At 62.6% G+C, this 23986-nt stretch carries 22 protein-coding genes and 2 pseudogenes; 12 read left to right on the forward strand and 12 right to left on the reverse strand.

All coding sequences use genetic code 11. The features are described from left to right. Positions 1 to 40: 40 nt before the first annotated feature. Positions 41 to 2248 carry a phosphoribosylformylglycinamidine synthase subunit PurL gene (gene purL / locus CQ14_RS23080; RefSeq protein ID WP_057860128.1) on the forward strand — a complete coding sequence of 736 codons (2208 nt, stop codon included), beginning with the start codon at positions 41 to 43 and terminating at the stop codon, positions 2246 to 2248. Between the two features lie 108 nt (positions 2249 to 2356). Here the strand turns inward: purL and CQ14_RS23085 are convergent, their stop codons facing one another. Next, positions 2357 to 3541 (reverse strand): acyltransferase family protein, encoded by a 1185-nt coding sequence (locus CQ14_RS23085; protein WP_057860129.1) that lies wholly within the window; start codon positions 3539 to 3541, stop codon positions 2357 to 2359. Between the two features lie 191 nt (positions 3542 to 3732). Between CQ14_RS23085 and CQ14_RS42475 the strand changes: the two genes are divergently transcribed. Continuing rightward, positions 3733 to 3906 carry a DUF1328 domain-containing protein gene (locus tag CQ14_RS42475; protein ID WP_082649994.1) on the forward strand — a complete coding sequence of 58 codons (174 nt, stop codon included), beginning with the start codon at positions 3733 to 3735 and terminating at the stop codon, positions 3904 to 3906. Between the two features lie 66 nt (positions 3907 to 3972). Here CQ14_RS42475 and CQ14_RS23090 read toward each other — a convergent pair whose 3' ends face one another. Then, positions 3973 to 4332 carry a DUF427 domain-containing protein gene (locus CQ14_RS23090; protein ID WP_057860130.1) on the reverse strand — a complete coding sequence of 120 codons (360 nt, stop codon included), beginning with the start codon at positions 4330 to 4332 and terminating at the stop codon, positions 3973 to 3975. Between the two features lie 184 nt (positions 4333 to 4516). On the opposite strand from CQ14_RS23090, the gene CQ14_RS23095 reads away from it, so the two are divergent. The 3 genes from CQ14_RS23095 to CQ14_RS23110 all read left to right on the forward strand — a co-directional run bounded on the left by CQ14_RS23095 (position 4517) and on the right by CQ14_RS23110 (position 6788). Next, entirely contained in the window at positions 4517 to 4753 is a 237-nt protein-coding gene (locus tag CQ14_RS23095; RefSeq protein ID WP_057838868.1) for a BolA family protein, read from the forward strand. Positions 4754 to 4780: 27 nt separating this feature from the next. Beyond that, positions 4781 to 5959 carry a low temperature requirement protein A gene (locus CQ14_RS23100; RefSeq protein ID WP_057860131.1) on the forward strand — a complete coding sequence of 393 codons (1179 nt, stop codon included), beginning with the start codon at positions 4781 to 4783 and terminating at the stop codon, positions 5957 to 5959. A 529-nt stretch (positions 5960 to 6488) separates the two neighbouring features. Then, positions 6489 to 6788: a hypothetical protein gene (locus CQ14_RS23110; RefSeq protein WP_057860133.1), complete on the forward strand. Its 300-nt coding sequence runs from the start codon at positions 6489 to 6491 to the stop codon at positions 6786 to 6788. A gap of 112 nt (positions 6789 to 6900) precedes the next feature. Here CQ14_RS23110 and egtD read toward each other — a convergent pair whose 3' ends face one another. Both egtD and egtB read right to left on the reverse strand, forming a co-directional pair. Continuing rightward, on the reverse strand, positions 6901 to 7872 hold the full coding sequence (egtD, locus tag CQ14_RS23115; protein ID WP_057860134.1) for an L-histidine N(alpha)-methyltransferase: 972 nt from the start codon (positions 7870 to 7872) through the stop codon (positions 6901 to 6903). 48 nt (positions 7873 to 7920) lie between these two features. Further along, the gene (egtB, locus tag CQ14_RS23120; protein WP_057860135.1) at positions 7921 to 9171 is read right to left on the reverse strand and encodes an ergothioneine biosynthesis protein EgtB; all 1251 of its coding nucleotides are present in this window, start codon (positions 9169 to 9171) and stop codon (positions 7921 to 7923) included. A gap of 300 nt (positions 9172 to 9471) precedes the next feature. On the opposite strand from egtB, the gene grxD reads away from it, so the two are divergent. Genes grxD through CQ14_RS23140 form a run of 4 tightly spaced genes read left to right on the forward strand, consistent with a single transcriptional unit; the run spans position 9472 to position 12974 of the window. Next, on the forward strand, positions 9472 to 9810 hold the full coding sequence (gene grxD / locus CQ14_RS23125) for a Grx4 family monothiol glutaredoxin (RefSeq protein WP_057860136.1): 339 nt from the start codon (positions 9472 to 9474) through the stop codon (positions 9808 to 9810). Continuing rightward, entirely contained in the window at positions 9807 to 10358 is a 552-nt protein-coding gene (locus tag CQ14_RS23130; protein WP_057860137.1) for an O-acetyl-ADP-ribose deacetylase, read from the forward strand. Before grxD ends, CQ14_RS23130 begins: the two co-directional genes overlap by 4 nt. A gap of 47 nt (positions 10359 to 10405) precedes the next feature. After that, the gene (locus CQ14_RS23135) at positions 10406 to 11689 is read left to right on the forward strand and encodes a serine hydrolase domain-containing protein (protein WP_430650206.1); all 1284 of its coding nucleotides are present in this window, start codon (positions 10406 to 10408) and stop codon (positions 11687 to 11689) included. Then, positions 11670 to 12974 carry a serine hydrolase domain-containing protein gene (locus tag CQ14_RS23140; protein WP_057860139.1) on the forward strand — a complete coding sequence of 435 codons (1305 nt, stop codon included), beginning with the start codon at positions 11670 to 11672 and terminating at the stop codon, positions 12972 to 12974. Before CQ14_RS23135 ends, CQ14_RS23140 begins: the two co-directional genes overlap by 20 nt. Here CQ14_RS23140 and CQ14_RS23145 read toward each other — a convergent pair whose 3' ends face one another. Next, positions 12975 to 14456 carry a GH1 family beta-glucosidase gene (locus tag CQ14_RS23145; protein WP_057860176.1) on the reverse strand — a complete coding sequence of 494 codons (1482 nt, stop codon included), beginning with the start codon at positions 14454 to 14456 and terminating at the stop codon, positions 12975 to 12977. Between the two features lie 259 nt (positions 14457 to 14715). On the opposite strand from CQ14_RS23145, the gene CQ14_RS23150 reads away from it, so the two are divergent. After that, positions 14716 to 16248: a glycoside hydrolase family 17 protein gene (locus CQ14_RS23150; RefSeq protein WP_347337157.1), complete on the forward strand. Its 1533-nt coding sequence runs from the start codon at positions 14716 to 14718 to the stop codon at positions 16246 to 16248. Between the two features lie 35 nt (positions 16249 to 16283). Here the strand turns inward: CQ14_RS23150 and CQ14_RS23155 are convergent, their stop codons facing one another. The 6 genes and pseudogenes from CQ14_RS23155 to CQ14_RS23180 all read right to left on the reverse strand — a co-directional run bounded on the left by CQ14_RS23155 (position 16284) and on the right by CQ14_RS23180 (position 20685). Continuing rightward, positions 16284 to 17351 (reverse strand): threonine aldolase family protein, encoded by a 1068-nt coding sequence (locus CQ14_RS23155; RefSeq protein ID WP_057860141.1) that lies wholly within the window; start codon positions 17349 to 17351, stop codon positions 16284 to 16286. A gap of 55 nt (positions 17352 to 17406) precedes the next feature. Then, positions 17407 to 17706, reverse strand: a complete 300-nt coding sequence (locus tag CQ14_RS23160) for an addiction module antidote protein (protein WP_057860142.1) — start codon at positions 17704 to 17706, stop codon at positions 17407 to 17409. An 11-nt stretch (positions 17707 to 17717) separates the two neighbouring features. After that, positions 17718 to 18008, reverse strand: a complete 291-nt coding sequence (locus tag CQ14_RS23165) for a type II toxin-antitoxin system RelE/ParE family toxin (protein ID WP_057860143.1) — start codon at positions 18006 to 18008, stop codon at positions 17718 to 17720. A 187-nt stretch (positions 18009 to 18195) separates the two neighbouring features. Beyond that, positions 18196 to 18718 (reverse strand): annotated as a pseudogene (gene rpsD, locus CQ14_RS23170) (30S ribosomal protein S4); the annotation flags it as partial. Positions 18719 to 18937: 219 nt separating this feature from the next. Then, positions 18938 to 19717: a hypothetical protein gene (locus CQ14_RS23175; protein ID WP_057860145.1), complete on the reverse strand. Its 780-nt coding sequence runs from the start codon at positions 19715 to 19717 to the stop codon at positions 18938 to 18940. Between the two features lie 188 nt (positions 19718 to 19905). Then, complete coding sequence (locus tag CQ14_RS23180; protein ID WP_057860146.1) at positions 19906 to 20685, reverse strand: HpcH/HpaI aldolase family protein; 780 nt, start codon at positions 20683 to 20685, stop codon at positions 19906 to 19908. A gap of 299 nt (positions 20686 to 20984) precedes the next feature. Here CQ14_RS23180 and pip point away from each other — a divergent pair, with 299 nt between their 5' ends. Next, complete coding sequence (pip, locus tag CQ14_RS23185) at positions 20985 to 21959, forward strand: prolyl aminopeptidase (protein WP_199805592.1); 975 nt, start codon at positions 20985 to 20987, stop codon at positions 21957 to 21959. Between the two features lie 89 nt (positions 21960 to 22048). Beyond that, positions 22049 to 22516 (forward strand): GlcG/HbpS family heme-binding protein, encoded by a 468-nt coding sequence (locus CQ14_RS23190; RefSeq protein WP_057860148.1) that lies wholly within the window; start codon positions 22049 to 22051, stop codon positions 22514 to 22516. A 155-nt stretch (positions 22517 to 22671) separates the two neighbouring features. Here the strand turns inward: CQ14_RS23190 and CQ14_RS44755 are convergent. Beyond that, positions 22672 to 23986: pseudogene (locus tag CQ14_RS44755) on the reverse strand (hypothetical protein); the annotation flags it as partial.

Consider the following 23986-nt stretch of genomic DNA (forward strand, 5'->3'; position numbering starts at 1 on the left):
GGCCTTTTCGCACCCCCGCGATCTTCCTAATAAGAGACCCATGAACGAGCCCCAGATTACCCCCGAACTCGTCGCCAGCCATGGTTTGAAGCCCGACGAGTATGAGCGCATCCTCAAGCTGATCGGGCGGGTGCCGACCTTCACCGAGCTCGGGATTTTCTCGGCGATGTGGAACGAGCACTGCTCGTACAAGTCCTCCCGCATCCATCTCCGGGGACTGCCGACCAAGGCGCCGTGGGTGATCCAGGGCCCGGGCGAGAACGCCGGGGTCATCGACATCGGCGACGGCCAGGCGGTGGTCTTCAAGATGGAGAGCCACAACCACCCGAGCTACATCGAGCCCTATCAGGGCGCGACCACCGGCGTTGGCGGCATTTTGCGCGACGTGTTCACGATGGGCGCGCGGCCGATCGCCTGCCTCAATGCGCTCTCCTTCGGCGCGCCGGAGCACCCCAAGACGCGCCATCTGGTGTCGGGCGTGGTCGCCGGCGTCGGCGGCTATGGCAACTCCTTCGGCGTGCCGACGGTCGGCGGGCAGGTGCGTTTCCACACCCGCTATGACGGTAACATCCTGGTCAACGCGATGGCGGTTGGCCTCGCCGAGACCGACAAGATTTTCTATGCGGCGGCCTCCGGCGTGAACATGCCGATCGTCTATCTCGGCTCCAAGACCGGCCGCGACGGCATTCACGGCGCCTCGATGGCGTCGGCCGAGTTCGATGACAATTCCGAGGAGAAGCGCCCGACCGTGCAGGTCGGCGATCCCTTCGCCGAGAAGCTCCTGCTGGAGGCCTGCCTCGAGATCATGGAAAAGGGCTGTGTGATCGCGATCCAGGACATGGGCGCGGCGGGCCTGACCTGCTCGGCGGTCGAGATGGGCGCCAAGGGCGACCTCGGCGTCGAGCTCGATCTCAACGCGGTGCCGACGCGCGAAACCGGCATGAGCGCTTACGAGATGATGCTCTCGGAGAGCCAGGAGCGCATGCTCATGGTGCTCAAGCCCGAGAAGGAGAAAGAGGCCGAGGCGATCTTCACCAAGTGGGGATTGGACTTTGCCGTCGTCGGCTACACCACGCCGACCAAGCGCTTCGTGGTCAAGCATGGCGGCGACGTCATGGCCGACCTGCCGATCAAGGAACTCGGCGACGAGGCGCCGGTCTATGACCGCCCGCATGTGCCGTCCGCGGCGCTGCCAGTGGTGCAGGCGCGCGAGGTCACGGCGGCGATCGGCATTATGCCGGCGCTGGAGAAGCTGATCGCGACGCCCGAACTGTGCTCGAAGCGCTGGGTGTGGGAGCAATACGACCACGTCATTCTGGGCAACACCGTGCAGCGCCCCGGCGGCGATGCCGCCGTGGTGCGCGTACAGGACGGGCCGAAGGGGCTCGCGCTGACCGTCGACGTGACGCCGCGCTATTGCGAGGCGGACCCGTTCGAGGGCGGCAAGCAGGCGGTGGCGGAGGCCTGGCGCAACATCACCGCGGTCGGCGGCCGGCCGCTCGCGATCACCGACAATCTGAACTTCGGCAATCCTGAAAGGCCCGAGATCATGGGTCAGTTCGTCGGCTGCCTGAAGGGAATTTCCGCAGCCTGCAGCGCGCTCGATTTCCCGGTCGTCTCGGGCAACGTCTCGCTCTACAACGAGACCAACGGCCGCGGCATCCTGCCGACGCCCTCGATCGGCGGCGTCGGCCTGCTCGACGATTTCACCAAATCCGCCTCGCTGGCGTTCAAGGCCGATGGCGAGGCGATCCTGTTGATCGGCGATACGCAAGGTTGGCTCGGTCAGTCCGTTTACTTGCGCGATGTCTGCGGTCGCGAAGAGGGCGCGCCGCCGCCGGTCGATCTCGCGGCCGAAAAGCGCAATGGCGACGTGGTGCGCGGCATGATCCATGCCGGCACGGCGACCGCGGTGCATGACATCTCCGACGGCGGGCTGCTGATTGCCCTGGCCGAGATGGCGATTGCCAGCGGCATCGGCGCGCAGCTATTGGCTGGGCCGAGCTCGATCGTGCCGCACGCCTACTGGTTCGGCGAAGATCAGGCGCGCTACATCGTGACGGTGCCGGCGGCGGATGCCGGCCTGGTGCTGGCGAAGATGAAGGGCGCGGGCGTGCCCTGCGCGCGGATCGGCACCACGGGCGGCGATGCGATCGCGATTGCAGGCGAGGGGCAGGTGGCGGTGAGTGCGCTCAAGACGGCGTTCGAACACTGGCTGCCGGCCTATATGAGCGGCAAGGCGGCTTAGCCTCGCTCTCTCCCCGTCATTGCGAGCGCAGCGAAGCAATCCATTTCGCCGCTTGCCGAGAAATGGATTGCTTCGTCGCTGCGCTCCTCGCAATGACGGCTGGGGCAGTTACAGTACCTTCGTCGCGCCCGGGATTTGCCGCAGCGCGCGCGTCAGTGCCCAGCTGAAAGCGACCGTCAGCACGAATCCGATTGTCGCCTTCACGATCGCCGGCAGGTCATAGTCGAACAGCCAGTATTGCAGCCAAAGCGCGATCGGGTAGTGCACCAGAAACATGCCGTAGGCGTCCGCCTGCATCGGATCGAGCAGCTTGGCTGAGCCTGATTGCCTGAACCTCTGGAAGAAGGCCAGGATCAGAAACATGATGGCCACGCTGAAGACAGCGAAACAGACGGCATAGAGTCCCTCATACCAGTTTGGCAGCGGCGACGGATTGCCCAGTATTTCGCGCTTGATGAAGATCAGCCCCCAGAGCAGGCAATACGGAACGATCGCGAGCACCATCCAGTCCCAACTGACCTTCGCCATCCGGCCGTCTGCCGCGAGCAGTCCGCGATCCATATTCGCGACGCCGATGCCGGCGCCGAAAAAGAAATAGCTCGCATAGAGCATCACGCGTCCGTGCTGGACGGAGAACGGCCCGAACTCGAACCAGCTGCTTGGTCCATAACGCATCAGCCCGGGCACATAGAATGCTGCGGTGACGGCAAGCATGACCGCGAAGAACACGGCGGGGCGGCGGCGACCGTACAGCGAGAGGCGGTTGATCGGATCAAGCAGGTTGGGCGACAACCGATGCAGGATGCAAGCAACCACGTCGAAGCCGAGCAGGACCCAAAGGAACCAGAGCGGCCCGCTCGGCCACGGGCCCTTCGTGATCATATTCCACCAGTATTCCGAAAAGCCGATTTCGGGATGGTGCCGCAGGGAGATGGCGTAATAGGCCAGTGGAATGAGCGTGAAGGCGCAGATCACGAAGGGCAGGCCGAGCCGAAGCAGGCGATCCTGCAAATAGTTCAGCGGTCCCTTCCGCGCGATACCCGACCAGGCGAACAGCCCCGACAGGAAGAAGAACATCGCCATGAAGAAGCTGTCGGTAGCCAGCACGATCATGTCGAAGCCGAAGAAGTACTTCGGATCGGTGTGACCGAAATAGGTATAGGGGATGACGGCGTGGTGGAGCAGCACCACCAGCGTCAGGAAGGTGCGGGCGCGGTCGAGCGCGATGTTGCGCGATTTGGCTTTGGGCACTGCGCCTATGTCGGCATGCCCCACGGTGGAAATCGATGTCATGGGCACGTGCCCCCCGTGCAGGTTGGTCGAGTTAAATGTTGCTCCCGGGAACCCGATTCAGCAAGGCCAATAGGGAGTGAATGATCTGTCGTCCGGCAGCGGGTCTCGCACGGGAACCAGCCGCGTAACTTGCCGTTAGGATCGGTAAATCCGCCGGCCGCTGCTATTGGCCTAAGGTCCCGGAGCGAGCAATGACAATTCTCAAATGGGCGCTGATCTTCTTTCTGGTGTCGATCGTCGCCGGTCTTCTCGGCTTCACCGGCATTTCGGCGGCTTCCGCCGACATTGCCCGCTTCCTGTTCTATGTCTTCGTCGCGATCTTCCTGGTGCTGCTGATCCTCGGACTTACGATATTCAGAGCCTAGCTACGCAAAGCCTGTCATTCCGGTTTCAATGCTTTTCGCATTGCACCGGAATGCCGTCGGCTCTGGTTACGCCACTTCCTCGATCGTCACCTTGTCCGGATAGAACGCCAGATGGCCCGCGATTTCGGCCATGGCCGGGAAGGGCGTCTCATAGGTCCAGATCGAATTTTCGATGCTCTTGCCGTTGGCATTGATGCTGAAATAGTTCGCATCCCCCTTGTAGGGGCAATGCGTGGTCCGCTCGGTGCGGGCGAGCAGCGCCATATTGGCGTCCTCGCGCGGTACATATTGCACTGCCGGATAGCTGGCTTCCTTGAGCGTCAGCGCATGGGTGGTATCGGCGATGACCACGCCACCTGCCGAGACCCTGACGCGCTTGGGATTTGCCGTTATCGTGATCGGATGGTCGGGACCGGGCAATTTCATGATTTTGAGCCTCTTTTTAGGTCAGCCCGAAATGATCGGGCGCGACCGGATCTCGCGGTGTCAAACCGTTCGGCCCGGAATATAGTGGCGTCAGGCGTGACCTAGAAGAGCGTACGCGCTAGGTTTGGCCGTCACGGTCGCGCGAGCCGGCCGTGATTCGAAACACCTGACGGAGACATACTGGATGCCGATGGACGCCCACGATATCGAATCGATGATCAAGGCAGCTATCCCCGATGCCGAGGTGACGATCCGCGATCTCGCAGGCGATGGCGACCACTACGCCGCGACCGTGATCTCGGAATCCTTCCGCGGCAAGTCGCGCGTGCAGCAGCATCAGATCGTGTATCAGTCGCTCAAGGGCCAGATGGGCGGCGTGCTGCACGCGCTGGCGCTGCAGACCGGGGTGCCGGAGGGCTAGCCCCCGACCAGCCACGCGGGGGCACCAATGACGAACGATCCGCACGGCGCGATGTTTCGCGTGATCGTGCCGCATCAGCACAGCCGCGTCACCTATGTGGAGCTTTTCTTCGACCTCGTCTTCGTCTTTGCCGTCACCCAGATCTCGCACACGCTGCTCGCGCATTTCACCCTTGTCGGCGCGCTGCAGGTCACTCTGCTTTTTCTGGCGGTTTGGTGGGTCTGGGTCTTCACTTCCTGGATCACCAACTGGCTCAATCCCGAGAAGACTCCGGTCCGGCTCCTGCTGTTTGCGATGATGCTGGGCGGGCTGGTGCTGTCGACGTCGATCCCGAAGGCGTTTGACGAGCGCGGCCTGTGGTTCGCGATCGCCTATGCGACGATGCAGGTCGGCAAGACGATATTTCTGTGGCTGTCGACGCCGGTCTCGCGCCCGCGCGTCAGGATGAATGCGATCCGGATCGCCGCCTGGCTCTCGACATCAGCCATCTTCTGGATCGCCGGCGGGTTGGCCGAGGGCCAGTCGCGCCTGGCGCTATGGGCCGTTGCACTCGTCATTGAATATATTTCGCCGGCGGTGCGGTTCTGGATTCCGCGCTATGGCGCGTCATCGGTCGCGGACTGGATGATCGAAGGCGGCCACATGGCCGAGCGTTGCGCGTTGTTCATCATCATCGCGCTCGGCGAATCCATCGTCGTGATCGGCGCGACTTTCGCCGAACTCACCTGGACGAGCGAAAACGTCCTGGCGTTCGTCTCAGCGCTGCTCGGCAGCATCGCGATGTGGTGGATCTATTTCCACATCGGCGCCGAGGCCGCCTCCGAGGAGCTTTCAAAATCGAACGAGCCGGGAAGGTTGGCGCGACTCGCCTATACCTATCTGCACATGCCGATCGTGGCCGGCGTCATCGTCGCGGCGGTGGCGGATGAACTGGTGCTGAAGCACCCGGGCGGTCATTCCGATCTGAAGACGGTGATGAGCGCGATCGGCGGTCCCTTGCTGTTTCTGCTCGGGACGGTGCTATTCAAGCACAGTTTTCGCGGCTTTGTTCAGCTCTCGCACGGCGCCGGCATCATCGCACTCTGCGCGCTTGCATGGTTTGCCAGCAGCCTTTCGCCGCTGATGCTATCCATCCTGACCACCGCGATCCTGACCGTCGTCGCGATGTGGGAGACGATGTCGCTGCGATCCGGCCGGGCCGAATAGCAGCTTCAATCGAACCTTGAATTCAATCCAGCCTGGGCCGCCTGACCGGAAATAGTTGCGGCGAGTTATGCTGATCGACGACGTTCTTGAGCACGAGCGTCGAGAGCTGGACGACAAGCGCCCGAAGCCGCGCATTTTCCTCGATAAGCGCCACCCGCTCGGTGTCTGCTTCGTCGTCCCAGTCCGTATCATTGTGGGCCGATCCGGCATTGTGGCTGCTGGACGCTGGATATGCATTGGCCATGACTGAAATCCCCTGACACGAACTCNACCCCGAGCCATGCTACCGGGAAAGATACGGCTCAGTCCGCGTCAAAAATTGNNNGACCTTTCGAAGGGGAAACGACAGCGGAGATGGACCCTTTTGCGGGCGGCTTCATAAAGGTGAACACTTGTTAAGAAGTTTGGTTATACTGCGCCTTGGCAAAAGGTGTGGGGACGCGCGGCGGCGTATGCACCTTTTCCATCTAACCTTGACCAGCGCGATCACTCAGTGCCCACGGGGGTACCGTGGTGGGAATACGCGCCTATGAAACAGAGCGAAGCAAGAGTACGGATCATTCAAGAGTGGGACCGCTGGATATTGACGCAGGCGATCGAGCCGGACGGACCGACTGGAAAAGACTCATTGAAGTTCTTTCACGAACTGCAGGACGCAGGATCAGCGCTACTGGATTTCCAGTCGCGCGGACAAGACAAGTGGCGGATCATTCATGCGTGGCTTTTGGGGGCAGACCGATTGCACGATGACTGGATATCGGTCGCGCCCCGGATCACTCCGACACGCAGGTTCCGGCCGGAGCGCAAGCGATCGTTCTGCAAGACGTGAAGTGCAAGGCCCTAAAGCGGGATGACGCTTCTTCGAATCGTGCTCCCGCTTTAGCTTTTTGTTTGAGCATGATCTTTTCGGAAAACCGCTACACACTTTTCCGGANCCAACCTCAGTCCGAGGCCACCAGCGCGTGAACCGAAAACATCCTGTCCCGGTCGGTCCAGGATTCCCGCACCGACCAGCCCGACTCGCCCGCCAGGGCGGTGAAGCGGTCGAGGCTGTATTTATAGCTCGACTCGGTGTGGATGCTCTCGCCCGGACGGAATGAGAAATTCCGTCCCAGGATGCGCACGCTCTGCGCTTTCTTGGAAATCAAGTGCATCTCGATGCGATGGCGCTCCCGGTTATAGACCGAGCGGTGCATGAAGGCGGATACGTCGAAATTGCCGCCGAGTTCGCGGTTGATGCGGACCAGGACGTTGAGGTTGAATTTGGCGGTGACGCCGGCGGCGTCGTTATAGGCGTCGTAGAGCACGCGCTCGTTCTTCTCGAGGTCGACGCCGATGATCATCTGCGCGCCGTTGCCCAGAATGTCGCGGGCGCTGCGCAGGAAGGCTCGCGCCTCGTCCGGCTCGAAATTGCCGAGCGTCGATCCCGGAAAGAAACCGACCGTGGGCATGCCCTCGATCTCGGCAGGCAGGGCAAACGGCGCGGTGAAATCGGCGGCCACCGGATACACGCCGAGATCGGGGAAATCCTTTCGCAAGGCGCCTGCCTGCGCGCTCAGGAAGTCGCCGGAAATATCGACCGGGACATAGGCGGAAAAATCGCAGCGCTCCAGCAGCAGCCGGACCTTGGTGGTGGCGCCGGCGCCGAACTCCACCAGGGCCGCGCCCTTCGGAATGATGGCGGCGATCTCGTCGCCGTGGCCGCGCAGGATGCCGAGTTCGGTCCGGGTCGGGTAATATTCCGGCAGCACCGTGATCTGCTCGAACAGCTCGGAGCCTGCGGCGTCGTAGAAATATTTCGGCGACAGGCGCTTGGGAAACTGCGAGAGATTGCCGATCACGTCGCCGGCAAAGGCGGAGGTCTGCTCATCGAACTGATACGTCTGGGCCAAAGCGGCGGCGTGCACATTCATGATACTCTCCTGAACGCGCTTTCCGGCGCGCAATGATGATCGAAAACATCAGGCGTAGTCGGCGAGGCGCAGCCCCGTGAATTGCCAGCGGTGGAAGGGATAGAAGAAGTTACGGTAGGTGATACGGCTGTGGCCGGCGGGAGTTGCAAGCGAGGAGCCGCGCAGCACCAGCTGGTTGACCATGAACTTGCCGTTGTATTCCCCGAGCGCACCCTCGATGGCGCGGTAGCCGGGGTAGGGGGCGTAGGCGCTGCGGGTCCACTGCCAGACGATGCCGAAGGCATCATTGAGCTGGCCGGCGCGGGCGGCGACTTCCCACTCCATCTCGGTCGGCAGATGGCGGCCGGCCCAGCGTGCGAACGCGTCCGCCTCGTAATAGCTGACATGGCTGACCGGCGCGGCCGGGTCGATCGGCTGCAATCCGCCGAGCGTCATGATCTTCCATTCGCCGCCAGCCTGGCGCCAGTGGCCGGGCGCCTGCCAACCCTCGTTGGTCGCAGCGGCAAAGCCGTCCATCAGCCACAGCGTCGCCGTGCCGTAGCCGCCGTCCTGCATGAAGGCCAGCCATTCGGCATTGGTGACGAGGTTGCGGGCGAGCCGGACCGGGCCGACGAGGGCGCGGTGCGCGGGCTTTTCATTGTCGAAATGGAAACTGTCGTCGCTGTGCCCGACGGTGTGGATGCCCTCGTTGAGGGTGACCCATTCCTCCGCCGAACGCTGCGATGCCGGGAAGCGCCATGCCGGATCGTAGGCGGGCGGGATCGGGTTCTGGGCAAAGGCGTGCAGGATGTCGGTCAGCATCAATTCCTGATGCTGTTGCTCGTGGTTGAGGCCGACCTCGACCAGCGGGACGAGGCTGGCGAGGCGCTCCTCGCCGGCCGTCTGGAAGAATTTGATCACGGCCGCGTCGACATGGCGGCGATAGGCGGTGACCTCGTCCGCGCTCGGGCGGGTCAGATGGCCGCGCTGGTGACGGGCGTGCCGCGGGCCGGCGCTGACATAGTAGGAATTGAACAGAAATGCGTAGTCGGGGTGAAAGGGCTGGTACCCCTCGCAGTGATCGCCGAGCAGGAATTGTTCGAAGAACCAGGTGGTATGGGCGCGGTGCCACTTCGCCGGGCTGGCGTCCGGCATCGACTGGATGAGCTGATCCTCGGGACTCAAGGGGGCGGCGCGGCGCTCGGTTTCGTCGCGGACGGCCAGATAGGCTTCCACCAAATTCTGGGCGAGGGTGCCTGAATCGGAGAAAAGTGACGGGGCGGGGCTGGCAAACGACGCTGCGGATACTGGTTTCGTCACAGGTGTCTCCGGTGAGCGGGGAGAACGTTAGGCTGGCAAACTGGTTCCCCTTGGGCAGTCCGTCCTACATAGGGGTTCCCCTCCGGGAAAAAAGCCTGCCGCGGCTATGATATTGATGCCGTCAGACCATGGGCGGGGGCTGCGTCCGGCGCTCCAACCCGGGGCCGTGCATGCCAGCTCTTCGGCATTTTACTTTGGATGAACAACGGTTTGGGCTACATATAGGGGCAGTAACCGGGTTACATGGTCGGCCCAACGGGCGAAGCCGCAGGGGGCTGTGCGCCTTAAAAGGAAGCGAATATGAGCATCGAGCAATTCATCGACAACGAAGTGAAGTCGAACGACGTCGTGCTGTTCATGAAGGGAACGCCGCAGTTTCCGCAGTGCGGTTTCTCCGGCCAGGTGGTCCAGATTCTCGACCACGTCGGCGTCGGCTACAAGGGCCTGAACGTCCTGGAGTCCGCCGAGCTTCGCAACGGCATCAAGGAATATTCGAACTGGCCGACCATTCCGCAGCTCTACGTCAAGGGCGAGTTCATCGGCGGTTGCGACATCATCCGCGAGATGTTCCAGGCCGGTGAATTGCAGCAGCTGTTTGCCGACAAGGGCGTCACCCTCAACGCGGCGGCCTCCGCCTGAGCGGGTCAGCGCGCCAGGTTGGCCAGGCGCGGCTCGAAGTCATCGTTGCCGACATCACCTCGTTGCGCGTTGACGCCATCGTCAACGCGGCAAACTCGTCGCTGCTTGGCGGGGGTGGCGTCGATGGCGCGATCCATGACGCGGCCGGGCCGGAGCTGCTGGCCGAATGCCGGACGCTCCACGGCTGCGAGACTGGCGACGCCAAGATCACCAAGGGCTACCGGCTTCCTGCTCGACATGTGATCCATGCCGTTGGACCGATCTGGTATGGCGGTAGTCGCGATGAAGATGCGCTGCTTGCATCATGCTATCGTCGGAGCATCGAGCTTTGCGTCGCCCACAATCTGGCTTCAGTAGCGTTTCCAGCCATCTCGACCGGTGTTTTCCGGTTCCCGGCCGATCGGGCGGCCAGAATTGCCGTCAAGACGGTAGTAGATGCGCTGCCCTCGGCGCCTGACCTGACGCGCGCCATATTCTGCTGCTTTTCGGTGCAGAGCGGCGAACTGCATCAGGGCGTTTTGGACGCCTTCGGCAGCCCTTGTCCCTGATCGTGCCTCCGCTACACTTCCCCGTGAATTCCGGGGAGAGGGGTCCAATGAATTCATCACGAATGCTGTGCGCGCTGGGTTTTGGCGCACTGATGCTGGCGGCAACGCCGTCCGTCCGCGCCGAAGGTACTTTCGATATTCCAACCGGTGCGCGTTTCAATCATGACAAGCTCGCGAAGATCACCGAGTTCTTCAAGAACGAGGTCGCGACGGGGAAAATCGCCGGCGCCAACGTCCTGATCCAGCAGCACGGCAAGCCGGTCTATCACGAGACCTTCGGCGTCCAGGACGTGGTGTCCAAGGCGCCAATCAATGACAAGACCATCTTCCGCCTGTCTTCGCTGACCAAGGCGATCACCTCTGTCGTGGCGATGCAGTTGGTCCAGGATGGCAAGATCAATCTCGACGATCCCGTCTCGAAGTACATTCCCTCCTTCGCAAACATGAAGGTCGGCGTGGAGAAAAAGGCCGAAGACGGCACCAAGACACTTGAACTGGTGCCACTGACCCGGCCCATCACCGTTCTCGACCTGATGCGTCATACCTCCGGCATCACCTATGGCTTCTATGGCGATAGTCTGGTGCGCAAGGCCTACAAGGAGGCCAACCTTTACGCGGGCGAATTCGATCTCGCCGAATTCGCCGAGCGGATCGCCAAGCTGCCGCTGCACAACCAGCCGGGTGCGCTCTGGCAATACGGCCATTCCACCGACATTTTGGCGCGGATCATGGAGATCGTGACCGGGAAATCATTGTTCGAGATCGAGCGGGAAAAGCTGCTCGATCCGCTCGGCATGACCGATACGGGCTTCTTTGTCACCGAGCCGGAGCGGTTGCAGCGGCTCGCTCAGCCACTGCCGAACGACAGTGATTTCCGGGTCGGCCGCCTATACAGGACCGAGGTTCGCCAGAAGTGGGAATCCGCCAGCGGCGGCATGGTTTCGACCATGTCGGATTTTTCGAAATTTGCGCAGATGCTGCTCAATGGCGGCACGTTCGGAGGCAAGACCTATCTCACCCCGAAGACGTTCGAACTGATGACATCGGACCACGCCGGCAAGGACTCTGGCGTTGCGCGGGACCATTACTATTTTCCCGGTGACGGCTTCGGCATGGGGCTTGGGCTTGCCGTGCGCACCGATCCCGGCAACGCCAAGCCGCCGCCGCCGGGATCGCTCGGCGAGTTGAAATGGGACGGCGCGGCTGGCTGCTATATGGTGGTCGACCGCAAGCAGGACATGTTTTTCGTGGTGCTGGAGCAGACGCCGACGGAACGCCAGCGCGTCCAGCGGACGCTGAAGCAGTTGGTCTATGAAGCATTGGAGAACTGACGGCGCCATTCGGCGCTGCCTTGTCGCGGCGGCGCTCGCGGTGCTTTCTCTCGGCGGCTCGCCGCATGCGTTGCGGGGCGAGCCGAAGGCTCCTGACGCGCCAACTTTCTCGCGCGCAGCGCTTGACCAGTTTGGCGACTACGTTCGCAGCGAGATCACGGCGGGCAAGATTCCCGGCGCAGTCATGCTGATCCAGCAGCATGGCAAGCTGGTTGATCTCGAATGTTTCGGCGTGCGGGACCCGGGGACCGGCGTACCGATGACGCCGGATACCATTTTCCAGATCTATTCGATGTCGAAGGCCGTCACCTCGGTTGCCGCGATGATGCTGGTCGACGACGGCAAGCTGGCACTCGATGACCCCGTGTCGAAATACATTCCGTCCTTTGCGGACGCGAAAGTCGGCGTCGATCTTTCCGATGAAGCAGGAAAATATCCGCTCAAGCTCGAGCCGCTGAAGCGCCCGATCACGATCAGGGACCTGCTGCGGCACACGTCGGGGATCACTTACGGCTTCTTCGGCGAAACCGCGGTGCAGAAACTCTATGCCGATCCCAAACTGTACGCCGGGGATTTCGACAACGCCGAATTTGCCGACCGGATCGCGTCGTTGCCGCTCGCCGATCAGCCGGCAGTGCGTTGGAACTACAGCCATTCGACCGACGTGCTCGGCCGTGTCGTCGAGGTGGCGTCGGGCCAGACTCTTTATCAATTCGAGAAGCAGCGGCTGTTCGATCCGCTCGGCATGTCCGAGACAGCATACTATGTCCCAGATGAATCGAAGTGGGGGCGCATTGCCCAGGCATATCCCGTCGATCGTTTTCGGGTGGCCGGGATCAGGGATCCAGCCTTGCCGCGGCGCTGGGAATCCGGCGGCGCGGGCTTGGTCTCGACGGCCGGGGACTACGCCCGCTTCCTGCAAATGCTGCTGAACGGCGGCGAACTGGACGGCAAGCGGTATCTCAAGCCCGAGACGGTCGCACTGATGACGTCGGATCAGATCGGACCGGAGACCGGGATTCTTCACGATCCCTTCTATTTCCCGGGCCCGACCTCTGGCTTCGGCCTTGGCTTTGCGGTGCGCACCTCGCCACCGCCGGGGACGACGTGGCCGCTCGGCGAATACCGCTGGGATGCGGCGGGCGGCAGCTTCTATTTCGTCGATCCCAAGGACGACTTGCTCGTGGTCTTCATGGTGCAGGCCCCGACGCAAGGCGGACGAATTCAACTGACGTTGAAGACGATGATGTTCGAAGCGCTGGGCAAGGGCCTGCGCAAGGATTGACTAAACCACCGCGTTGCGCGCGATCGTCTCGCGGTAGAACGACGCGCTCAACTTGGGTGTGCGGCGCTGTGTAGCGAAGTCGACGTGGTAGAGGCCGAAGCGCTGTTCATATCCATCCGACCATTCGAAATTGTCCATCAGGCTCCACAGGAAATATCCGTGCACGGGCACGCCCTCTGATGTCGCGCGCTGCAACTGCGTCAGATAGTTGCGCAGGTACATGATGCGATCGACGTCATAGATGGTGCCGTCCGCAGCAGGCTCGTCGCTCCCCGACGTTCCGTTCTCGGTGATGTAGATCGACTTCACGTTCCACAGCTTGGCCACATGACGTGGCACCCAGTATATCGTCTCGGGGCCGGGCCTGAGCCACGTCGCCTTCATGTGCGGGAACGATTTGGGAAAGGGCGCCAGGGTGAAGCCGCGTTCGTTGTCGGCGGCAACGACGTAATGATCAGGCATATAGACATTGAGCCCGACAAAATCGATCGGCGAGGAGATGATGCGCAGATCTTCGGCGGTGTGTTTCGGCCCCTCTTTGCCGGCCTGCGCGAGATAGGCATCGGTGTATTTTCCCTCGAGTATCACGGTCAGATAGCCGGCATTGAGTTCGCGCGTCGCGATCTCGGCGGCGCGGACGTTCGCCGGCGTTTCGACGGCGGGGATACAGCTCACGGCATTCTCCGCCGGACCGACCCTGATTCCGGCCCGTCCATGGGCCCGGATGGCCTGAACCGCCAGACCGTGCCCCAGCGCGACGTTGTGCCGGACCTGCTTCACCTCCGATGGGGATAGTTTGAGCCCCGGCGCATCTGCACCCCACTCATGGCCGAGATGCACGAGCCGGGAGCATTCGTTGATGGTGAAGAAGTGCTTCACGCGGTCGCTCAGGCGACCCGTGACATGGGCCGCGTAATCCGCAAAGGCCTTCGACGTGTCGCGCGAAGTCCAGCCGCCGAAGCGGTCCTGCAGCGGCTGCGGCAGGTCCCAATGATAGAGCGTCGCGAACGGCTGGATGCCGTTCACCAACAACTCGTCGACCAGGCGGTTGTAGAAATCGAGGCCCTTGGGATTTGGCGCGCCGGTCCCATCCGGGAAGACGCGCGGCCATGCGATCGAGAATCGGTAGGCCTTGGCGCCCAGCGCCTTCATCAATTGGATGTCTTCCTTGAAGAGGCGATAGTGGTCGGTCGCGGTGTCGCCATTGCTGCGATCGGAGATGGTGCCGGGCGTGTGGGAAAAACGGTCCCAGATCGATGGGCCGCGGCCGTCCTCGTTCACGGCGCCCTCGATCTGATAGGCCGAGGTCGCCGTACCCCAGAGAAAACCGTTCGGAAAGCCGGAAGAGGGCTTTTGATTCTGTGTTCCGGTCGCCTGATCCGATTGAGCGAGGCTTGATCCGGCCGACAGCATCGGCATTCCAAGCGCCGACCAGGCTGCAATCCTGCCAAATTGGCGCCGGGAAAATCTCTGGGATGGCATCATTCACTCGTCGAAGTGGGGTCAATTTTGAGCAAACAAGGCTCACTTTTGAGGGAGCTGAATATCACCGTTTCCGTACTCTCGCGCAATTGTACACCCGCGGGGATCAGCGGGTCGACATGCCTGCCGCGCACGGTTAAACAGGCCCATCTAATCGTCTGTCAGGGGAGCAGGACCAATCGGCTTTCGCACGCCGCTGGCGCTTTTATTTCTATCGCTGGGCATCGTTGTCGCGGCGTGGTGGTGGCTGGCCACGCCGGTGGCGCTGACGCGCGCGCCGATCGATGCCGCGGCGAAGCTGGAGTGCGTTTCCTACGCGCCGTTCCGCAACGAGCAGACGCCGCACGATCCGATGCTGATCGTCAAGCCGGAGCAGATCGCGGAGGACCTGGCCGAACTCGCCAAGGTCTCCAAATGCATCAGGACCTATTCGATCGACAACGGGCTCGACAAGGTGCCCGAGCTTGCATCAAAGGTCGGACTGAAGGTGCTGCTCGGCGTCTGGCTCGGGCGCGATCGCGCCAAGAACGCTCAACTCTGCGACATTGCGATCTCGCTGGTGAATGATCATCCGGGCACGATCGCGGCGCTCATCGTCGGGAGCGAAGTGCTGCTGCGCGGCGACATGACGGTCGGCGACCTTCGCCAGACGATTCAGTCGGTCAAGCCGCGCGTGAACGTGCCGGTGACCTATGCCGACGTCTGGGAGTTCTGGCTGCGCTACCGCGAGGTTGGCGCCGATGTCGACTTTGTCACCGCCCATTTCCTGCCCTATTGGGAGGACATCCCGCCGCGCGCCGAGGATGCCGCTGCGCATGTCGATGATATCCGCAAGCAGGTGGTCGCGGCCTTTCCCGGCAAGGAGATCCTGATCGGTGAAACCGGCTGGCCGAGTTTTGGGCGGATGCGCGACGGCGCGCTGGCTTCCCGCGTCAACCAGGCGCGTTTCATTTCCCAGATTCTCGAGCGGGCGCGACAGGACAATTTTCGTGTCAATTTTTTCGAGGCCTACGACGAGCCGTGGAAGCGCCGTTGGGAAGGAACGGTGGGTGGCTATTGGGGGCTGTTCGACGGGACCGAGCGCAAGCTGAAATATCCGGCAGGGGTCGCCATCAGCAACTATCCGTTCTGGAAGCTGCAGATGGCGGGCGGCCTGCTGCTCTGCATTGGTGTGTTCGCGGTAGCCCTGTTCATGCCGAAGCGCCGGACCTCGCCGGCGCCATTGGCCTCGTGGGCCGCGGTCGCCGTATCGGCGACTGCCAGCGGCATCTTGCTCGGCATCAGCGTCGACAAGATGCTGCTCGAGAGCTACGGGATCGGCGGCTGGCTGCTCCAGGGCTTCATGCTGATGGCGGCCGTGGCCGCGCCGCTGTTATCCACCTACGCGCTGATGTCGGGGCGGGCGCTTCCGTCGTTTCTTGAAGTGCTGGGGCCGCCCAAGGGCCTCACTCCCTTGTTCATGAGCAATATGCTGGGTGTCACGCTGATTGTGACGACGTTGTTGGCTGCGCAGACCGCGCTCAGCCTGATCTTCGACGCGCGCTGGCGCGATTTCCCGTTCGCCGCCCTGACCATGGCCGTCGTGCCGTTCTGGACCTTGGCGTTCCTCAACGGAGCGAAATCCGCCGAGCGGCCGCTCTCGGAGGCCGTGTTCGCCGGACTGTTTGCACTGGCGGCGGTCTATGTCGTCTTCAACGAAGGGTTCGAGAATTGGCAGGCGATGTGGACCGGTGCGGTGTATCTGCTGCTCGCCAGCGCGCTGTGGCGGGCGCGCACGCCTGCCACAGCCTGAGCTCGGATCAGTTCACGGCCAGGGGCTGACGCTGCTCACGCCCCGCGCACGATCTCGCGCACGATTGCAACCGTCTCCTCGATCATCGCGGCGCTGACGTCGAGATGGGTGCAGGCGCGGATGCGGCCATCCATCATCGCGAGCAGCACGCCGCGCTTGCGTAAGCCCTCGACCATCTTGTCGCCGGCGATGCCGGCGCCATCAGGCTTGAAGAACACCAGATTGGTCTCGGGTTCCTGCACCTCGATGCCGTTGATCTGCGACAGGCCCCGCGCCAGCGCCCGTGCATTGGCGTGATCGTCAGCGAGGCGGTCGACGTGATGGTCGAGCGCGTAGACGCAAGCGGCCGCGCAAACGCCGGCCTGCCGCATCGATCCGCCGAGGCGCTGCTTCCAGCGCCAGACGTCGTCGATAAAGGCGCGGGTGCCAGCGATTACGCCGCCGATCGGCGCGCCGAGGCCTTTTGAGAAATCGATCCAGGCCGAATCCCAGCCCGCGGCCATGTCGCGCGCCGATATTTTGGTGGCGACACAGGCGTTCAATAGCCGCGCACCGTCCATATGGGTGATCAGCCCGTTCGCCCTGGCGATCGCTACCACTTCGTCGAGCGCCGCTTTCTTCCAGATGGTGCCGCCGCCGATATTGGCGGTCTGCTCGACGCTGACGAGCGTCTGCGGCGGCTGGTAGCGCGACCGCGGGTGCAGGGCGGCACGGAATGTTTCAGGCGTAAACTGCCCGTCGTCACCCGGCAACTGCGTGATCTGGAAACCGCCGAGGGCGGCATGCGCGCCGCCTTCGCGCGCGATGATATGCGCGGTGGCATGGGCGAGAATTTCGTCGCCCGGCCGGCAATGGGCCAGCGTCGCCGCGACGTTGCACATCGTACCCGACGGCATGAACACGGCGGCTTCCTTGCCGAGCAGGTCAGCCACGCGCTCGCACAGCAGGTTCACGGTCGGGTCGTCGCCGATCTGCTCGTCGCCGACCTCGGCGCGCGCTATCGCCTCGCGCATCGCTGGCGTCGGCCGCGTTTGCGTGTCCGAGAGCAGGTTGACGCGGATGGGATCGGCCTTGGGGTCGCGTGGGGCAGGGGTGTAGTGCATGGGGAGTTCTTTCTCGCTCGTATTTGTTGTGGCCGGTGAGGATGCTGCGCGCCGGCTAAGCCGCCTCGGTCTTGTCGATTGGTTCAGCAACAAGCCTAAGCCCGAAAGAATTGATCACTTTTCTGATCGTATCGAATTCGGGCTTCGTTGTACCGCTCAACGATTTGTAGAGACTTTCTCGGGAAAGACCTGTCTCCTTTGCGACTTGCGTCATGCCTTTGGCGCGAGCAATCGTATCGAGAGCATCGCAGATGAACTCGGGATCATCAGTCGCCAGCGCTTCCGACAGGTAGTCGGCCATTGCCTGCGGGCTCTTCAGATAATTTGCGGCGTCGAATTTTGAGGTTTTGATCATCTCAGTTCCTTTCACAATTCAGCAGCCATTTCCTTCGCTCGCCTGACGTCTTTCTCTTGAGTCGATTTGTCCCCGCCGCACAGCATGACGATGATCGTCTTGTTGGTTTGCTTGTAATAAACGCGGTACCCCGGACCGTGATGGATGCGCATCTCGCTCACGCCTTCGCCGACCGGCTTTACATCGCCGGCATTGCCAAAGCGTAGCCGCGCCACGCGTGAGACGATTTTGATTTTGGCTCTTTCATCCGCGAGCTTCGAAAGCCACTTATCAAACTCATCGGTCGTCAGCACTTCGAACATGATGTATCCTATAGGATACGGAACCAATGAGTCAAACAAAAAGGCCCCGGCAAAACCGGGGCCTTCGATATCTCGGAACTCAAGAACCGATCAGCGCGAATAGAATTCGACGATCAGATGCGGCTCCATCTGCNACCGCGAACGGCACGTCCGACAGCGCGGGGATGCGGGTGAACTTCGCGGTCANTCTTGGAGTGATCGGCTTCGATGAAGTCGGGCACGTCGCGCTCGCCGAGCTGGCTGGCTTCCAGAACCGGGGTGAGCTGCTTGGAGGATTCCTTGATCTCGACGAGGTCGCCGGGCTTGAGCTTGTAGCTCGAAATGTTGACGCGGCGGCCGTTCACCTTGATGTGGCCGTGGTTGATGAACTGGCGCGCGGCGAACATGGTGGCGACGAACTTGGCGCGATAGACCACGGTGTCGAGACGGCGCTCCAGGAGGCCGATCAGGTTCTCACCGGTGTCGCCCTTCATCCGGCCGGCCTCGACATAGATGCCGTGGAACTGGCGCTCGGAAATGTTGGCGTAGTAGCCCTTGAGCTTCTGCTTGGCGCGGAGCTGGACGCCGAAGTCGGACAGCTTGCCCTTGCGGCGCTGGCCGTGCTGGCCGGGGCCATACTCGCGGCGGTTCACGGGGCTCTTCGGGCGGCCCCAGATGTTCTGGCCCATACGGCGATCGATCTTGTATTTCGCCTCACTGCGCTTTGTCATCGCGTCCTCTGCTTTACGAGTTTGAGTGTTGAGGAAACGCGCCCTCCTGTGCACCGGGATGAACCGGGGCCGACAGGTCCGCCTCGAAAGCTCGGGGAAGACCACGGGTCGCGAAACGCATCGCGGGCCGAAACCGGCCCGCGAGCAAGCGGGGTATTAGGGAGAAACCGCCGTCCTGTCAACGAAAACGGGCAATTTTCGACGTCCAATCGGCCGCCGTCAGGTCGCGACCACGCGGACCGGTTTGGGCTCGACTTGCTGCCGGCTGGCCCGCAATTCGGCCGATATTTCGCCGTTCAGCACCTGTTCCAGCCGGTTCAGGGCCTTGGCCATCGGGGCGGCGTCGGTAACCCGGTGATCCCAGCGCAGGACGACATCGATGGTCTGGTCGGGCTTTTCCACCCCGTAGCTCAGCACGAAGGGCCCGGGGCTGATGGCATGCAGCTGGCCGGCCCCATAGGCGGCCACGGAAGTTACGCCAAAACTGCCGAAATAATTGGCCCGCTGGCGGCCGAAATTCAGCCCGATCGCCCAGAACAGGCGGCGCAGGGGCAGGGGCAGCCGGGTGGTGCGCAGGATCTTCCGGAACGCCGGCACCTCGTTGATCGGCGCCTCCTTGGCGTGCCGGATCTGCGCGTCAACCTCGACCAGCGGCATTTCATCCGGTGCGGTGACCTTTTGCGGCAGGACGCAATCCTGGCCGTCCTCGACTCGGGCGATCGCCACCATGGCGACGCTGCGCGGCAGCTCATAGAAGGCGGGCATCGGCCATTTGACGTAGAGCGTGCGCAGCACCGGCTCTTCCTTCGCCACCAGCGCAAACGCTTTAACGAAGATCGCGGCCCAGCCGGGGCGCTCGGCGGCTTGCGCGCGGGCTTCGTGCAGGGTGCGGATATGAAGCGGGCGCGTCAGCGAAACAAAGGGCACGCGGATCGAGGCGTGCATGAGGTCGGCGACCAGACGGCGCGGTAGTGTGATTTTTCGAACCGTTCCGCGCATCGCTCCCGCCCGAGGTTTCCGCATAGACAAATTAAATAGCAGAAGGGCTTCTTATAGCCTGCCCTCATCTAGCACGAACAAGGCGTTTTGGCGCCAGCAGGTTCGCGCCGGAGCGGTCAGCCTGCGGGGCAGCCCGCAAGGCGATGTAAACTCCAAGGACTTTGAAGGGCTTGCCGCCATCTCGACACCTATCGCTTGATCCCCTCAAAGCTCGCGGCGATGCCGCGCTGGAACAGCGACCAGTCAAAGCCGAGCGCCAGCGCGACATAGCCACGGTCGATCATTTGGTTGGCCTGCTCGGCGGTACGCGCCACGCCGCCGATCGGCACGCCGCTCCCGAGGATACCTGCCTCGGCTCGCTTCATCAGTTCCACAACCTCGGGATCATCGGGTAGACCGCGCTTGTTGATGGAGGTCGCGAGGTCGCCGGGGCCGATCACCGCAAGGTCGATGCCCGGCGTTGCCATGATTTCGTCGATGCGCTCGACCGCCTCGACATGCTCGATGGTGATCATGCAGATCATGTCGTCGTCGGCGGTCGCCATGTAGTCCGCCATCGACACGCCCCAGCGGAACGGCGCGTGAAACGGGCCCCATAGCCGGTCCCCCTTCGGTGGATAGCGCACGCTGCGCACGGCCCTTTCGGCGTCCGCGCGGCTGCAGATCATCGGAAAGTTGATGCCGAGCGCGCCGAGATCCATCGGCGCCTTGGCAAGGGAGGGCTCGTTGGCGGCGATCCGCACCATCGGCACGCAGGGCGTGCCCGAGGTCGCCGTGATCATCGCATGCGCCGACCCGAGATCGATCGGACCATGTTCGAGATCGATGATGATCCAGTCGATGCCGGAGCGGCCCATGATCTGCACGGTCTGGATCGAGGGAATGGTTGCAATGGCGCCGAAGGTCGGGCGTCCCTCGCGCCACAATTGGCGGAGGCGGTTGAGCGGCGCTGGCGTCGCGGGGGGCAAGGCGGAAATTCCTGGTGATGAAATCGGCTTGTCGTGTCGGCGGGAGGCAACAATAGATTGATGGAGAGGCTGTTAAAAGACCGGGCGACTGCGGGTCTATGAACCGGAGATCAAAGGTGGCGCTCGATCATCAGGTCAAAAACGCGTTGCGCAACTCATGGTCGCTTGCGACGACCCGTCCATGAAGCGGGCTTCGCTGCCATCCGTGACGCGGGAGCATATGAGCAGCCAGCGGCTCCCATGAGAAGCACAGGCAGAATAGTTCGAGAAAGGCATTTGCTGTGAATCAGTTACGGTCCATGTACCCACCCATCGAGCCCTACAGCACCGGCTTTCTCGATGTTGGAGATGGCCATCGGGTCTACTATGAACGGGCGGGGACGCCAGGGGCGAAGCCGGCGGTCTTCCTGCATGGCGGCCCTGGTGGAGGTTTGTCGCCCGATCACAGAAGACTGTTTGACCCCCACCTGTACGACGTCGTGCTGTTCGATCAGCGAGGATGTGGGCGATCGACGCCCCATGCCGGGCTCGAAGCGAATACGACCTGGCATCTGGTCGCGGATATCGAGCGCCTGCGTGAACTCATCGGGGTTGAAAGGTGGCTTCTGTTTGGGGGGTCCTGGGGTTCGACTCTCGCGTTGGCCTATGCCGAAACGCATCCCGAACGGGTCAGTGGGCTCATTCTGCGGGGGGTCTACACGGTCACCAGGGCCGAACTGCAGTGGTACTATCAGTTCGGCGTCTCGGAGATGTTTCCGGAAAAGTGGGAGAAATTCCAGGCGCCTGTATCTCCGAGCGAACGAGGCGACATGATTGCCGCCTATCGGAAGCTGCTTACTGGTGAAGACCAGGCTGCGCAGATCGAGGCCGCCAAGGCATGGTCGCTCTGGGAAGGTGAAACGATCACGCTCCTGCCTGACCAGGCATTCTCGGCATCCCATAGTGACGACCACTTCGCGCTCGCATTTGCGCGGCTGGAAAACCACTATTTCGTTCATGATTGCTGGCTGGAGGAGGGGCAGCTTCTTCGGAATGCGCATCGCCTTCGCGGCATTCCGGGAGCAATCGTGCACGGCCGCTACGACATGCCCTGTCCGGTCAAATATGCTTACGCGCTGCACAAGGCATGGCCTGATGCGACGTTCCATTTGGTTGAGGGCGCAGGTCATGCCTGGTCAGAACCGGGCATTCTCGATCAACTGGTGCGGGCGACCGATCGTTTCGGGACAACGGCCTCCGAGGACCGCGCCGAGCGAGCGCTTGGCTGGCCTTAACCAGGGGGCTTTGCGACATCATCGACCGTACATCGGCATTTCGTCCCGGTATAATCCCCTTCACTATAAAACCAGGGGAGGAGACGTTGATGAAGACAATTCTAGTCGCGGCTGCCCTTGCCGCCCTAGCCACGGGCGCATCCGCTCAAGACAAGCGCCCTGACTACGGCGCAGCAGTCAATGCCGCGGGCGCAAAGAAGATCGCAGCCGGCGTCATTGCCGAATGCCAGAAAAACGGATGGAACGTGGCTGTTGCCGTGGTCGATAATCACGGATTCCTCGTGTACTTCGAGCGAATGGACAACACGCAGACGGCCAGCATGGACATCGCCATCGGCAAGGCGAGGGCGGCGGCGACCTTTCGGCGCCCGACACGCGTCTTCATGGAGGCAATCAACAAGGGCGGGCCAGCCACGGCCACGCTCCCCGGTGTCTTCGCTTCGCCCGGCGGATTGCCGATCATGGTCGACGGCAAGGTCACTGGCGGCGTGGGCGTGAGCGGCGTCACCGGCGACCAGGACGAGCAATGCTCCAAGGCCGGCCTCGGAGTTACATAAGAAATTGCATCCTGCATACAGGCGGCGGCACGGGTTCTGCTGTAGCCGTGCCGCGCCGTCGTCCGCACATCACGATTTGAGCGCATCGTCGGGCAGCGGCCGCTGCAGCGCCTCGGCCTCATTCGATCGTGGGGGACTCCGCCGCCAACAACTTTTCACGTGAGCAGATCGTGGGGCAAATGTGCCATGGAATGGTGCTGACCGTTATTGCCGTGACTGGTCGCGTGTTCCTCCATAGCGGTTGAGCCCATCTCAAGGATTGCCGCCAGTTCGACGCCGTGAACGGGGAGAACGGAGGTATCGTTAAGCTCTTCTAGCTCAACCGCCGCGGTGGAGGTGGAAGGGAGAGCTTGATCTTTGAAGTGGAATGCCGGTTCGTGGCCAGACCCGCCGATCCCGGACGCGGGCTCGTCCGGCGGGGGAGTGGTCGCTGATGCGTTCGCAGCGGCCGATTGCGAAGGGGGCGGTGAGTTGCCACGGCCGCCACCATTACCCGGTGCGGCGTCAGGTTCGACCGGCTCGGCCGCTTCGATGGTACTTGCGGACGCCGAGTGTGAAGCGTGCGGGTTGCTGTGGCCGACGCCGTTGGCCGATGTGACGCCCGCTTCGGTTGGTTCGTCGGCCGCCAATGCGTTTGCAGAGGCCGCGTGCGAAGGGGGCGACGAGTTGCCTTGGCCGCCGCTATTCCCCGGTGCGACGCCAGGTTCGACCGGCTCGGCCGCTTCCGTACTGCTTGCGGATGCCGAGTGTGAAGCGTGCGCGTTGCTGTGGCCGGCGCCATTGGCCGATGTGACGTCCAGTTCGGTTGGTTCGTCGGCCGCCAATGCGTTTGCAGAGGCCGCGTGTGAAGGCGGCGACGAGTTGTCGTGGCCGTCACCATTGCCCGGTGTGACGTCAGGTTCGACGGGCTTGGCCGCTTCCACAGCACTTGCAGATGCGGAGTGTGAAGCGTGCGCGTTGTTGTGGCCGACGCCGTTGCCCGATGTGACGTCTGGTTCGGTTGCTTCGTCGGCCGCCAATGCGTTCGCAGAGGCCGATGGCGAAGGGTGCGACGAGTTGCCATGGCCGCCACTATTCCCCGGTGCGACGTCAGGTTCGACCGGATCGGCGGCTTCCACAGCGCTTGCGGATGCCGGGTGTGACGTGTGCGGGTTGTCGTGGCCGACGCCGTTGCCGGATGTGACGGCCGGATCGGTTAATTCGCCGGCCGCCAATGCGTTCGCAGAAGCCGCGTGTGAAGGGGGCGACGCGTTGCCGTGACCGCCACCATTCCCCGGCGCGACGCCGGGTTCGACCGGCTCGGCCGCTTCCACAGCGCTTGCGGATGTCGGATGTGAAGCGTGCGCATTGCCATGGCCGACGCTGTTGCCCGGTGTGACGTCCGGTTCGGTTGGTTCGTCGGCCGCGAATGCCTTTGCCGAGGCGGAGTGTGAAGGGTGCGACGAGTTGCCATGGCCGCCACTATTCCCC

The organism is Bradyrhizobium lablabi (assembly GCF_001440475.1).
In the GTDB taxonomy this organism is placed as follows: Bacteria; Pseudomonadota; Alphaproteobacteria; order Rhizobiales; family Xanthobacteraceae; genus Bradyrhizobium; species Bradyrhizobium lablabi.